Genomic DNA, 12,314 nt, shown 5'->3' with positions numbered 1-12,314 from the left:
CAGCCGATCACCCCTGCCCGCGGGCGGCCGACAACTCAACCGTCCTCCCGAAAAGACCGAGAGATCGACCTCGATACACCATCGGTGGATCGAGGTTTAGCGAGGCTGTAGGGCGAAAGGCGTCTCGAATCAAAGAAGAGCTGCAACCGTGTAGAGATGACCGGCATGTCAGGGTTCGTCTTCGACCTGTGCCGCAATGTCAAATTCTTCAACCAGGACATCGCCACGGCCGAGGGCCGCGTCCAGCCGTCCCTCAGCGAGCGCCTGTTCCGGGAACGGACCGACCTCCTCTACAGCCTGGATCGGCAGGACCTTCCCCCGGAGCCGTCCCCGGAATCGGACGGGACGCAGACCGAGACCGGACTCCGCCGGGATCTCGCCGCCCGCCTCCAAGAGGAGGTCTCGGGCATGAATCCGCAGAACATCGAGGTCCGCCGCCGCCTGGCGGAGGTCGAGCGCTACCAGGACCCCGCTAGCTGGCAGCGGATCACCGCCGAGAAGCGCGAGGAGATCACCGAGAACCTGGCGGGCCTGCCCACCGAGTTCCGCGAGGACGAGAACAGCGAGGAGGCCAAACGGTTCGACCTGCTCGCCCTCCGGCTCCAGCTCGCCGTCCTCAACGGCGACCCCGCGTACGACACGCTGCGCGACCAGGTCCAGGAGATCGCCGAAGCGCTCCTCGACCCGACCACGCTGAACAACCCCGTCGTGGCCAAGCACCGGGAACTGCTGTCCGACCTCACCCTTGACGAGTGGTGGCAGGACGTCTCCCTGCCGATGCTGGAACTGATGCGCCGCCGCATCCGCGGCCTCGCCAAACTCATCCAGAAGACGAAGAAGGGCGTCCTCTACACCGACTTCCAGGACGAGCTGGGCGAACTCACCGAGGCGGAACTCAAGGGCGTCTCCCTCGGCACCAACCGGACCCGCTTCGAGACGAAGGTCCGCACCTACCTGCGCAGCCACGAACACGAACTCGCCGTGCAGAAGCTACTGCGCAACCGCCAGCTCACCACCCTCGACATCCACCATTTCGAGGACGTCTTCATCGCCTCCGGATTCGGCACCCGCGACGACATCGACCAGGTCAGGGAGGAGTACGGCGACCTCGGCCTGTTCCTGCGCTCGATCACGGGCCTGGAGTACGAGGCCGCGACCGCCGCTTTCGACCAGTTCCAGGCGGGGAAGAAGCTCTCGGCCGCGCAGCTCGACTTCCTCCAGCTCCTCATCGGCTTCCTGGCCAAGAACGGCGTTGTGGATGTCGGTGCCCTCTACAGGCCGCCGTTCACCGGGCTGGCCCCGGGCGGACCGGAAGACCTGTTCACCGATAGTGAGGTGACGTCCATCCAGCACATCCTGGATCACGTCCGCGCGACCGCCGTCCCCACCGATTCTCAGGCTGGCTGATGGGGGTGGTGTGCGGGGCGGTGCGGGCTGGGGGCGGGTGTATGGCGGGGGTTGGTGGTGTTCACTAGGATCGGCGGCGTCCCTCGCCCGCTCCCCCCGACGGATGGCCGATGCGCGTTTCGCCCCTCGCCGTCTCGATTGTCGCCCTGCTCCTGGCCGCCGGTTGCGCCGACAGCGGCAAGGCCGAGAAGGTCGCCCCGCCGACCGTCACCGCCGGGGCCGGCATCCCGAGCCCCGCGGCGCAGAGCGGCGGGACGTTCTCCAAAGAGGGCTGGTTCGGGGGCGCCGACGGCTTGCACGCGAGGCTGGACGTCAAGAGCGTGCAGCGGCAGGCGGGCAAGACGGTGCTGCGGTACAGCGTGACGTCGATGGACTCCTCGACGAAGTCCGTCCCGTCCGGCATCGCGCTGATCGACCCCGTCGGGCGCAAGCTCTACAAGCCGACGGGGGCGACCAGCGGCTCGGACATCGCGCCCAGCACGACGCGGGAGATGGCCGCCGAGTACCCGCCGATCCCGGCGGGCGTCCAGAAGGTCACGGCGATCACGCCCGGGACGGCCGGCGAGTTCACCGGCATCCCGGTGACGGACGCGGCGTCGTCCAGCCCGAGCGCGTCCAGCACCCCCACGACGCCGTCATCCGCGCCGACCTCGTCGACGCCGTCCGTGGGAGCCGAGCCGTTCGGGCGGTTCACCCCAGTCACGCCGTCGCCGTCTCCCTCCTCTAGTACGGGGCCCAATCCCGTGGACCTGTACGACATCGTTGAGGGCGAGACGAAAGTCGTGACGTCCAGCCAGTCGGAGGGCACTGTCAGCCTGCGCGCCGACGTGCTGTTCGACGGTGACTCGGCGAAGCTGTCCAGTCGCGCGAAGGCCGTCCTGGACGAGGCGTCGCAGCAGATAAAGGCGAAGGCCACGGGCGCGCTGACGGTGGAAGGCCACACCAGCGGCGACGACACGAAGCTCTCCAAGGAGCGGGCCGACGCCGTCATGAAGGAGATGAAGTCGCGGCTGGGCGACGGCTTCACCTACACGGCGACAGGCAAGGGCGACGCCGAGCCCGTCGCCAAGGACGCCGCCCGCAACGACCGCGTCGAGATCTCCTACCAGGTGAAGGCAAGCGCGCGCGGGAACACCTCACCGGCCTCCTTCCGCCCGGAGGACGGCAAGACCGTCGCGACCCGCACTGCGAGCTTCGGTGCGGACAAGAGGCGCCTGGAGGTCAAACCCTTCTACCGGGACGGCGCCTACATCGTCGCGGTGTTCGACATCGTGAACGAGGGGCCGGGCACCACTCCGCCTGACGCGTCCTACCCGGACCCCAACTATCCGGGAGCCGTGTTCGGGTCGTTCTCCATCCAGACACCGGGCAGCAAGGACGTCTACCACGCCGTCCGCGTCGGCGCCGCACGGCCGGGCGGCACCGGCAGCCCCTATGTCGACCCTGGTCGCGCCACCTTTTTGACCGCCGTCGGCAAGCCCGACCGCGGATTCGTCTACCTGCCCGCCCCGCCCGGCAACGTCACGTCGGTGACCTTCAACGCCGGCCCCTTCGGAAAAGTCGACAAGGTCCCCGTCTCGTAGCCCGGCGCGGCGACGTGTGGCGGACGAGCCGGACGGATAGGTAAAGAGCACGGCATTGGATCGTCCGGCGGAGGTCATCGCAATGGGTGTCGGCGTCAGTGTGTTTCTGATCACGATCGGACTGATACTCAAGTTCGCGATCCAGCCGGACGCGATGACGGACCCCGTGGACATCCACGTCGTCGGAGTCATCCTGATCATTGTCGGCGGCGCGACGTTCGCCCTGCAGCTGCTGATGATGTCGCGGCAGCGCGGCCCCGGCCCCAGCTCCGGCCCGCGGCGGGACGAGCGCATGTACGACGGCGACAACCCGCCCCGCTGAAACGCCCGTGGGGCCGGCGCGGCGCCGGCCCCACGGATTGGAACGCGTCAGCCCCAGGCCAGCATGCGGATGGGGTCCTCCAGCATGTCGCCGACGTCGCGCAGGACGCGGGAGCCCAGCTCGCCGTCCACGATGCGGTGGTCGAACGACAGGGCGAGCGTGGTGACCTTGCGGATCGCCAGTTCGCCCTCGTGGACCCACGGCATGTCCCGGATCTGGCCGAACGCCAGGATCGCGGCCTCGCCGGGGGTCAGGATCGGGGTCCCGCTGTCCACGCCGAACACGCCGACGTTGGTGATGGAGATCGTCCCGTCGGACAGGTCGGCCGGGGTCGCCTTGCCCGCGCGCGCCTTCTCCGTCAGTGCGTTCAGCGCGCGCGCGAGGCCGGGCAGGTCGAGGTCCTGCGCGTCCTTCACCTTGGGCACGATGAGGCCGCGGTCGGTGGCCGCGGCTATGCCCAGGTTCACGTAGCGCTTGACGACGATCTCCGCGCCGTTCGGGCCGTCCACCCAGGTGGAGTTCACCATCGGGTTCCGCCGGACGGCCGTGAGCAGCGCGCGCGCCACCAGCAGCAGCGGCGACACCTTCACGCCCTCGAACTCGGGCAGCTCCCGGAGCCGCTTGACGGTGTCCATGGTGCGCGTGACGTCCACCTGGAGGAACTCCGTCACGTGCGGAGCGGTGAACGCCGAACCGGACATCGCCGCAGCGGTGGCCTTGCGCACACCCTTGACCGGGATGCGCTCCTCACGCGGGCCCGCCTGGACGGGCGCCGGCTGCTGGGACGCGGCCTGCGCGGCGAGGACGTCCTCCCGCGTGATCGAGCCCATGGGGCCCGAACCCGTGATCGTGGCGAGGTCGACGCCGAGGTCCTTCGCCATCTTCCGGACGGGCGGCTTCGCCAGCGGCAGCCCGTTGCCCACAGGCTGCGGACGAGGCGCGGGCGGTTGCACCGGCGGAGCCGCCGGAGGCCGCACCGACGGCTGCGCCGGCTTCACGGCCTGCGCGGCGCCGTTCGCCGCCTTGCGCGGGCGCCGCTTGGTCGCCCCCTCCTTGACCCCGTACCCGACCAGCACCGGCTGCCGTTTCGGCGGCTCCTCCGGCGTGACGATGCCCGGCTCGTTCGCCGTCGGCACGCCCTCCTCGCGCGGCGCGGCCGTCTGCGCCGGCGGCTCGGACACCGGCGTCGCCACCGCGCCGTCGCCGCCCGGGTCCACCGAGATGATCGGCACCCCGACGTCCACGGTCTCGCCCTCGCCGACCAGCAGCTCCGCCACCACGCCGTCGAACGGGCACGGCAGCTCCACGATCGCCTTCGCCGTCTCGATCTCGACGATGGTCTGGCCGTCCTCGACGGTGTCGCCGGGCTGGACGTGCCACTTGACGATCTCGGCCTCCGTCAGGCCCTCACCCACGTCCGGCAGCTTGAACAGTCTCGGCTCGCTCACCGGCACCACCGGTTCCGCTCGGCCGTGTCGATGATCATGGTCACCATCCGAAAGTCCGGTCGACCGCGTCGAGGATGCGGTCGAGGTCGGGCAGGTAGTCGTCCTCCACGCGGGACGGCGGGTACGGGGTGGAGAACCCGCCGACGCGCAGCACCGGCGCCTCCAGCCGGTAGAAGCACCGCTCGGTGATCCGCGAGGCCAGCTCGGCACCGAACCCGCTGAACACCGGCGCCTCGTGCACGACCACGCACCGGCCCGTCCGGTTCACCGACTCCGTCACCGTGCCGATGTCGAGCGGGTTGAGCGACCGCAGGTCGATGACCTCCAGCGACCGCCCCTCCGAGGCGGCCGCCGCGGCCGCCTCCAGGCACGTCTTCACCGACGGCCCGTACGCCAGCACCGTCACGTGCTCGCCCGGCTGGACGACCCGCGCCTCGTGCAGCGGCGTCCAGTCCGTGCCGTCGACCTCGACCTCCGCCTTGTCCCAGTACCGGCGCTTCGGCTCGAAGAAGATCACCGGGTCGGGGGACGCGATCGACTGCTGGATCATCGAGAACGCGTCCACCGGGTTGGAGCACGTCACCACGCGCAGCCCGGCGGTGTGCGTGAAGTACGCCTCAGGCGACTCCGAATGGTGCTCCACCGCGCCGATGCCGCCGCCGCACGGGATCCGGACGACGACCGGCAGCGACAGCGCGCCCAGCGACCGCATCCGCATCTTCGCGAGCTGCGTGATGATCTGGTCGGCGGCCGGGAACACGAACCCGTCGAACTGGATCTCGCACACCGGCCGGTAGCCGCGGAGCGCCAGCCCGATCGCCGTCCCGATGATCCCGGACTCGGCGAGCGGGGTGTCGATGACCCGCTCCTCCCCGAAGTCCTTCTGCAGGCCGTCCGTGATCCGGAAGACCCCGCCGAGCTTCCCGACGTCCTCGCCCATCACGAGGACCTTCGGGTCGTTCTCCATGGCCTTGCGCAGGCCCTCGTTCAGCGCCTTGCCGAGGGTCAGGGTGGTCATTTCGCCTCCTCCTCGAACGACGCCAGGTAGGCGGCGAACTGCTCCTGCTCCTCGGTCATCAGCGGATGCCGCTCGGCGTACACGTGCTCGAACATCGACAGCGGCTTCGGATCGGGCATCGCCCGGCAGCCCTCGCGCAGCTCCTTCGCCAGCTGCTTGGCCTCGTCCTCGACCTTCTCGAAGAACCCCGCGTCCGCCAGGTCGTTCCGCACCAGGTACGCCTTGACGCGCTCGATCGGGTCCTTGAGCTTCCACGCCTCCTCTTCGGCCTTCAGCCGGTACCGCGTGGGGTCGTCGGTCGTCGTGTGGGCGCCCATCCGGTAGGTGTAGGCCTCCACCAGCGTCGGCCCCTGCCCCGTCCGGGCGTTCTCCAGCGCCTTCCTGGTCACGGCGAGGCAGGCGAAGACGTCGTTCCCGTCCACGCGCAGGCCGGGGAAGCCGAACCCCTGCGCCCGCTTGTAGAGCGGGATCCTCGTCTGCTTCTCCAGCGGCTCGGAGATGGCGTACTGGTTGTTCTGGCAGAAGAACACGATCGGCGCGTTGAAGACGGAGGCGAACACGAACGACTCGTTCACGTCGCCCTGCGAGGTCGCCCCGTCCCCGAAGTACGCGATCGTGGCCCCGGCCGACGGCGTGCCCAGCACCCCGTCCCGCTGGATGCCCATCGCGTACCCGGTCGCGTGCAGCGTCTGGCTGCCGATCACGATCGTGTACAGGTGGAAGCCGTGCTCCGCCGGATCCCAGCCGCCGTGGTTGACGCCCCGGAACAGGCCGAGCAGCTTGAGCGGCTCGACGTCCCGGCACCAGGCGACGCCATGCTCCCGGTACGTCGGGAAGACCATGTCGTGTTCGGACAGCGCCCGCCCAGATCCGATCTGGGCGGCCTCCTGGCCCAGCAGCGAAGCCCACAGGCCCAGCTCGCCCTGCCGGGTGAGCGCCACGGCCTCCAGGTCGATCCGCCGCACGATCACCAGGTCGCGATACAGATCGCGCACTTCCTCGGCACTGAGGTCCAGGGGATAGTCGGGGTGCTCGACGCGTTCCCCCTCGGGGGTCAGCAGCTGCACGAGCTCGGGCTCGGCATGCTCGGGGGTGTCGGGCGCGCCGCGCACGGAGTCGATCGTCATCGATGACACTCCTCGTTCGGGGCCGGAGTCACGGGATCGCCGCGCAGCCGGCCAATGTCAACGGCCATCGGCCCCGGTAAGGGACAAAAGCCGCAATGCCATCGTGGCAGACATCACACCCTGCGATGCAAGTCCCGCCACCGTGATCCCTACCCCACCCCACGCCCACTGACCCAACCGACCCCCCCACCCAGCCCGCCGAACTCCACTACGCGCCGACCCAAACCTGACACCCGTCCCCCACCGCCCGCCCTTGCCTGGCATCATCGACAGGTGCGTTACAGCAGGGTCATCCCGCCTGTAGCCCTCCTGGCGGCCCTGAGCGCCTGCACCGACCAAACCCCGTCCTTCAACCCAACCCCTCGTCCTACCCGCCCTGGCCAGGTCGTGGTGATCGCCGGGGATCGTGAGACGAGTCGGTCTCCTCGGGATGGCGAGTACGCGGTTCGGGTCAACATTCGCTCCAACGGCGGTCTGACGCTCGATCAGGAGACGGGCAGGATTTACATTCCGGTTGCCGGACACGGTGGTCGGCAGATCGCCCGGATTGAGCGCGATGGACGGATCACGATGCTCCCGGTCGGTATGGCCGACGCGCAATTGGCCGTATCGGGCGATCACCTTTGGCAGCTGGCCTCGTACGCCGGGCTCCAGTTGTCCCGGACGTCGCTTTCCAGCTTGCGGACGACGGACGTGCTCGGCTCGGACGAGGAGACCCGCCCTCGGTTCAGAATTCTCGACCGGCACGGAAAACCGCTTCCCCGGTCAGAGGTGGATCGGCTCAGCAAGTACTGGAAGGGATCCCGGTTCGCCCTGAAAAGCGATGGGGATCCCATCGTGCTCTCTCGGGCCGGAGAGTTGTTCGAAGTCGTCGGGCGAGACGAGTTGAAGCGGTGGGAACCAACGGGCTATGAGGCTGCTCTACGGGGTTTGGGCGGCGCGGACGGCTTTCAAGCGACTGATCTTGTAGCTGACGACGCGCACGGCTTCATCATCCTGGGCAAGGCGGGGCTTCTCCGCGTGGGCGGCAACGGCGGCGCACGCGGCGTCAGGTTCCCCGGTTCGGTGAGGGAGGCACCGCCATGGACGGCCGCGTTGCCTTTGAGCGGCGGTGCGGTCCTTCTTCTGGGCGGGGTCTCCCCGCTCCAGGGGACACCGCGACCTACCCTGGTCACGCCGGACGGCGAACTCCAGTCGCTGTCGTTCGGCCCGCAGAAGGAGTGCGACGAGTTCGACGGCACCATGGCGGATGCCGCCTCCGCCGACCCTGGCGGTGTCTCCAAAGCGCGTGATGGCAGCTACATCTTGCTGAACAAGTTCTGTGGGCTCGTGTACTCGTTCCGGCTGCCGAGCCGTCTCTCCGGCGATCCCTATCGTCAGTGACGGGGCCGATGTCACTCATCCGGAGCATTGCGTCCGGGATGGGGTTTGCGGCGGTGAGGGTGGGGTCTCCGGCGGGATGTGGACGGTGCGATAGCGGCGGCGGTGGTCACGAACTTCTTAATGGACCAGCCGGTGGTCTCTTCGATCCAGCGAGACACCGCCAGGGCGGCGAACACGATGGTCAGGTGCGCGTCGAGCTGGATGAAGCGCTTGCGTTTGACCGGGGCCTGCCCGGCGGCGGCGCGTTGGGCCTTGGCGACCTGCTGATCGATCCCGGCCGAGGATGAACGACAGCCCGGCCAGCAGCCCGATGGTGATCTGCGGCTCCAGACGGCGTTGCTTGAAGAACCCCGGTTCACGGAACCCGTCGCCGGTGTAGGTCTCGAAGTACAGCGTGGAGACGTCACACAGCACCAGCGACGCCGGCCGAGCAGGGCATGGGCCGCGCACGCCACCGCCAGGCCCTGCCGCCACGCCCGACCGGCGAGGACCGGCAGCCGCCTCCATCCTCATCAGAGTGGGTCCAGACGGTCGGGTGAGCCGTCTCCCCGCCTGGCATCATCGACAGGTGCGTTACACGAGGGTCATCCCGCCAGTAGTCCTCTTGGCGGCCCTGAGCGCCTGCACCGACCAAACCCCGTCCTTCAACCCGACCCCTGCCCCCACCCGTCCGGGCCAGGTCGTCGTGATCGCCGGTTCCCCAGACAACTTCGCGCCTCCACGCGACGGTGAGTACGCGATCAGATCGAGCGCCCAGTCCGACGGCGGACTGGCGGTAGACCCCGCGACCGGGTCGATTTACGTGCGCGTGTTCAGCGGCCGGGAAAAGGTCATCGAGCGGATCGAACGCGACGGCACCATCACCACGCTCCGCGTCAAGAATCCCGGCGACCAACTCGCCATCTCGTCGGGCACGCTCTGGATCATGTCGTCCGGCAAAGAGTTGCAGCTCTCCAGGATGTCGTTGTCCGACCTGCAAGAGGAGCGCGTTCTACACGGCGACGAAGGACGTGCGGTACAGATCGAGGACGCTTCCGGCCGCCGCCTCGATCCGAAGCAGCTGAACAAGTCCTGGGACAGTGCACGATTCACCATCCGAGGCGACGGTGTGCCCATCATCGTCGCGAGCACCGGGGCACTCTTCGAGGTCCCCGGCGACGCGACTCTGCGCGCGTGGGAGCCCGAAGGCTATGAAGCGGCCCTGCGCAAGGTCGCGGGGAAGGACGACCTGCATCCCACGGACGTGGTCGCCTACGGGCACCGTGGCCTGATGGTGCTCGGCCCACGCGGCCTCATACGCATCCCAGCGGACGGAACCGCGAACGCAGCCCGATTCCCGGCCACCACCAGAAGCCTCCCGCCCTGGACCGCCGTGACACCCCTCAGGGACGGCTCAGCCCTCCTCCTCGGCGGAACCTCCGCTTTCCAGCGACGGCCGCGGCCATTGCTCGTGCGACCGGACGGGCGTCTGGAACTGCTCCCGTTCGGCGGTCCGAAGTGGTGCGACCAGTTCGACGGCACCCTGGCCGCGGTGGCATCGGCCGAACCCGGCGGCCTGGCACGAATGCCGAACGGCGACTATGTCCTCAGCGACAAGAACTGCGGCCGCATCTACCGCTTCCGCCTCCCAACGACCCTGAACGGCACTGCATCGTCGTTGCACCAGCAGCCAGAGCCCGTGCCCTCGACGGCCTTCATCGCGGCCTGACCCAACCGCGCATCGCCCTGGCATCATCGACAGGTGCGTTACACGAGGGTCATCCCGCCAGTAGCCCTCCTGGCGACCCTGCTCGCTTGCACAGCCCACACCCCGTCCTTCAACCCGGCCCCCCACCCCAGCCCTGGCCAAGCCGTAGCCATCGCTGGCAACGGGAAGATGGGCCCGGCCATGGCGGGGCAGTGGGCACTGCGCTCGCCGATCGCCCCCGCAGGCACCCTTGCGGCGGCACCGGACGGCACGCTGTACCTTCCGGTCCGGCAAAACGGCGAGGACGGCAGCTCAGTGCGTATCGCCCGGATCAGTGCAGACGGCCGATTGAGCCTCATCGGGACGCCAGTCGAATGGCACCGCGCGGACAAGCTGATCGTAGGCGCCGGGAAACTGTGGATACTGGCGACCGGACCGGAACCCTCGCTCACCAGGTACTCGATGGCCGGAACCGAGGAAGTCCGCGATCTCCTCGTGAGGAGCCGGCGGGACGGCCCGACACTGATCGACGAACACGGCGATCCAATGTCCGCCAAAACGCAGCGGCGCGAACGGGAGAGATGGCTGACGGGCGAGCATCACCCATCCGCCGTGGCCATCGGGACCGATGGGATACCGGTGGTCGCCTTACGATCAGGGGAACTCTTCAAGGTCCCTTCACCGGGCAAGATCCGGCGGTGGCGCCCCCCGGGTTATGCGGGAACCTTCAATGACCTCATCCGACGGGGACACAAGACCGATGTCTTCACCCGGGACGTGGACGACCTGATCGCCGACGGCACCGGGCTCACCGTCCTCACCATCGCCGGGGTCGTCACCATCCCCGTCCAAGGGCGTGCGAAGGGGACCCCGATCGACTATCCGGAACGCCCCGGGTTCGGAATCTCCTGGGCGGGTGGCGGGAAGACCGCCGACGGTGCGCTCGTACTCGCGGCACGGGCGAACCCGCCGGCCGCCTCCATCCTCATCAGAGTGGGTCCAGACGGCCGGGTGAGCCGTCTCAAAGTTCATTGGCCCCGCTCATGCAATGGCGAACGAACAACCCCCACGAGCCCCCGGCCAGGCGCCAACCTCGTAGGACTGACCGTCCGCCCCAATGGCGCGACGGTCGCCGCCGACACCACCTGCCGCAGGCTGTACGAAATCCGACCCACCGCGCCGTAGCCCCTCCCCGAACGCACCCACAGGGTGCCCTCGCCTGGCATCATCGACAGGTGCGTTACACGAGGGTCATCCCGCCAGTAGTCCTCTTGGCGGCCCTGAGCGCCTGCACCGACCAAACCCCGTCCTTCAACCCAACCCCGGCGCCCACCCGCCCCGGCCAGGTCGTCGTGATCGCCGGCTCCCCGGAGAACTACGACCCTCCACGCGACGGTGAGTACGCGATCAGATCGAGTGCCCAGTCCGAAGGCGGCCTTGCTGTGGACTCCGCCAGCGGAGCGATCTATCTCCGTGTGGTCAGCGGCAGCGACAAGCCCGTTGAGCGGATCGAGCCGGATGGCACTTTGACTGTGTTCCACCCCAAGAACCCGGGTGACCAGCTCGGTCTCACTCGCGAGACGCTCTGGATCATGTCGTCCTACAAAGGGGTGCGGCTCTCAAAGATGTCCCTTACCAGTCTCGCCGAGACGGAGATGCTTAACACTGGGCGGGGACACGAGATCGAGGTGCTCGATCCCTCCGGGGATCCGCTGGACGCGCGGAAGCGGGAAGGACTGCGCGAAACCTGGGCGGACTCAAGGTTGGTAATCCGTGGAGACGGCGTGCCGGTCATCGTCTCGCGCGCCGGTCGGCTCTACGAGGTGGCGGGTCCAGACAAGATCAGGGAGTGGAATCCGACCGGGTACGGCGAGGTTCTGGGCAACCTGACGAAGGGCGCCGACCTGCGGCCCGCCAGTGCGGTGGCGGTCGGGTCCAACGGTCTCCTCATCCTGGCGCGCTCCGGGCTCCTGCAAATCGGTGACGGCCGAGCGCGAGGTATCAGGATTCGCATGTTGTCCCATGGCCTCCCGGAGTGGTCGGCGGCCCTCCCGCTCGATGACGGGTCAACGCTCCTGCTAGGAGGAACGTCCGCGGCGGAACCCGACCCGCGTCCTGGGCTTGTGCGCCAGAACGGGAAGCTGGAGCTCTTGACCTACGGGAAACGCCGGCGGTGCGAGGGGTTCGATGGCTCGATGGGTGTCCTCGCTTCGTCAGATCCAGTCGGCACGAGCAGAATGAACAATGGGGACTTCGTCGTGGCGGACCAAACATGCGGCCGGGTGTACCGGGTCCGGCCGCCGCGTCAGCTAGCCGGTGTACCGCACACTCGATAGACC

The 12,314-nt window shown here is 68.6% G+C and carries 10 protein-coding genes and 1 pseudogene; 7 read left to right on the top strand and 4 right to left on the bottom strand.

Annotated elements, in window-relative coordinates; genetic code table 11:
* Window positions 1–156: 156 nt before the first annotated feature.
* The 3 genes from ABTW95_RS21620 to ABTW95_RS21610 all read left to right on the top strand — a co-directional run bounded on the left by ABTW95_RS21620 (window position 157) and on the right by ABTW95_RS21610 (window position 3,312).
* Window positions 157–1,407: a type I restriction-modification enzyme R subunit C-terminal domain-containing protein gene (locus tag ABTW95_RS21620; protein ID WP_500227199.1), complete on the top strand. Its 1,251-nt coding sequence runs from the start codon at window positions 157–159 to the stop codon at window positions 1,405–1,407.
* 110 nt (window positions 1,408–1,517) lie between these two features.
* A complete protein-coding gene (locus ABTW95_RS21615; protein WP_500227198.1) occupies window positions 1,518–2,990 on the top strand; it encodes an OmpA family protein in 1,473 nt (490 codons plus the stop codon).
* An 82-nt stretch (window positions 2,991–3,072) separates the two neighbouring features.
* The gene (locus ABTW95_RS21610; RefSeq protein WP_396448888.1) at window positions 3,073–3,312 is read left to right on the top strand and encodes a DUF6458 family protein; all 240 of its coding nucleotides are present in this window, start codon (window positions 3,073–3,075) and stop codon (window positions 3,310–3,312) included.
* A gap of 47 nt (window positions 3,313–3,359) precedes the next feature.
* Here the strand turns inward: ABTW95_RS21610 and ABTW95_RS21605 are convergent, their stop codons facing one another.
* The 3 genes from ABTW95_RS21605 to pdhA are packed head-to-tail and all read right to left on the bottom strand — an operon-like array spanning window position 3,360 to window position 6,905.
* Window positions 3,360–4,766, bottom strand: coding sequence for a dihydrolipoamide acetyltransferase family protein (locus ABTW95_RS21605; RefSeq protein ID WP_500227197.1), 1,407 nt, complete (start codon window positions 4,764–4,766; stop codon window positions 3,360–3,362).
* A 34-nt stretch (window positions 4,767–4,800) separates the two neighbouring features.
* Window positions 4,801–5,778 (bottom strand): alpha-ketoacid dehydrogenase subunit beta, encoded by a 978-nt coding sequence (locus tag ABTW95_RS21600; RefSeq protein ID WP_500227196.1) that lies wholly within the window; start codon window positions 5,776–5,778, stop codon window positions 4,801–4,803.
* Entirely contained in the window at window positions 5,775–6,905 is a 1,131-nt protein-coding gene (pdhA, locus tag ABTW95_RS21595) for a pyruvate dehydrogenase (acetyl-transferring) E1 component subunit alpha (RefSeq protein ID WP_396448885.1), read from the bottom strand. The genes ABTW95_RS21600 and pdhA overlap by 4 nt, the downstream gene beginning before the upstream one ends.
* A 273-nt stretch (window positions 6,906–7,178) precedes the next feature.
* Between pdhA and ABTW95_RS21590 the strand changes: the two genes are divergently transcribed.
* Window positions 7,179–8,288, top strand: a complete 1,110-nt coding sequence (locus ABTW95_RS21590; RefSeq protein ID WP_500227195.1) for a hypothetical protein — start codon at window positions 7,179–7,181, stop codon at window positions 8,286–8,288.
* A 31-nt stretch (window positions 8,289–8,319) separates the two neighbouring features.
* Here ABTW95_RS21590 and ABTW95_RS21585 read toward each other — a convergent pair.
* Window positions 8,320–8,791, bottom strand: a pseudogene (locus tag ABTW95_RS21585) (hypothetical protein); the annotation flags it as partial.
* 65 nt (window positions 8,792–8,856) lie between these two features.
* Between ABTW95_RS21585 and ABTW95_RS21580 the strand changes: the two are divergent.
* From ABTW95_RS21580 to ABTW95_RS21570, 3 genes are all read left to right on the top strand, one after another.
* Window positions 8,857–9,996, top strand: coding sequence for a hypothetical protein (locus ABTW95_RS21580; RefSeq protein WP_500227194.1), 1,140 nt, complete (start codon window positions 8,857–8,859; stop codon window positions 9,994–9,996).
* A 180-nt stretch (window positions 9,997–10,176) separates the two neighbouring features.
* Window positions 10,177–11,160, top strand: coding sequence for a hypothetical protein (locus ABTW95_RS21575; protein WP_500227193.1), 984 nt, complete (start codon window positions 10,177–10,179; stop codon window positions 11,158–11,160).
* Between the two features lie 50 nt (window positions 11,161–11,210).
* Window positions 11,211–12,311: a hypothetical protein gene (locus ABTW95_RS21570; RefSeq protein WP_396445456.1), complete on the top strand. Its 1,101-nt coding sequence runs from the start codon at window positions 11,211–11,213 to the stop codon at window positions 12,309–12,311.
* Window positions 12,312–12,314 lie beyond the last annotated feature (3 nt).

Source organism: Spirillospora sp. NPDC127506 (genome assembly GCF_040302145.1).
Lineage (GTDB): Bacteria > Actinomycetota > Actinomycetes > Streptosporangiales > Streptosporangiaceae > Spirillospora.
The sequence above is the reverse complement of the archived record's forward strand: the minus strand, read 5'-3'. Positions and strand labels throughout refer to the sequence as shown.

Excerpts from the sequence above, each read along its gene's own strand:
- ABTW95_RS21620 (WP_500227199.1), top strand. The coding sequence starts at position 157 with ATGACCGGCATGTCAGGGTTCGTCTTCGACCTGTGCCGCAATGTCAAA.
- pdhA (WP_396448885.1), bottom strand. The coding sequence starts at position 6,905 with ATGACGATCGACTCCGTGCGCGGCGCGCCCGACACCCCCGAGCATGCC.
- ABTW95_RS21575 (WP_500227193.1), top strand. The coding sequence starts at position 10,177 with ATGGCGGGGCAGTGGGCACTGCGCTCGCCGATCGCCCCCGCAGGCACC.
- ABTW95_RS21615 (WP_500227198.1), top strand. The coding sequence starts at position 1,518 with ATGCGCGTTTCGCCCCTCGCCGTCTCGATTGTCGCCCTGCTCCTGGCC.
- ABTW95_RS21600 (WP_500227196.1), bottom strand. The coding sequence starts at position 5,778 with ATGACCACCCTGACCCTCGGCAAGGCGCTGAACGAGGGCCTGCGCAAG.
- ABTW95_RS21610 (WP_396448888.1), top strand. The coding sequence starts at position 3,073 with ATGGGTGTCGGCGTCAGTGTGTTTCTGATCACGATCGGACTGATACTC.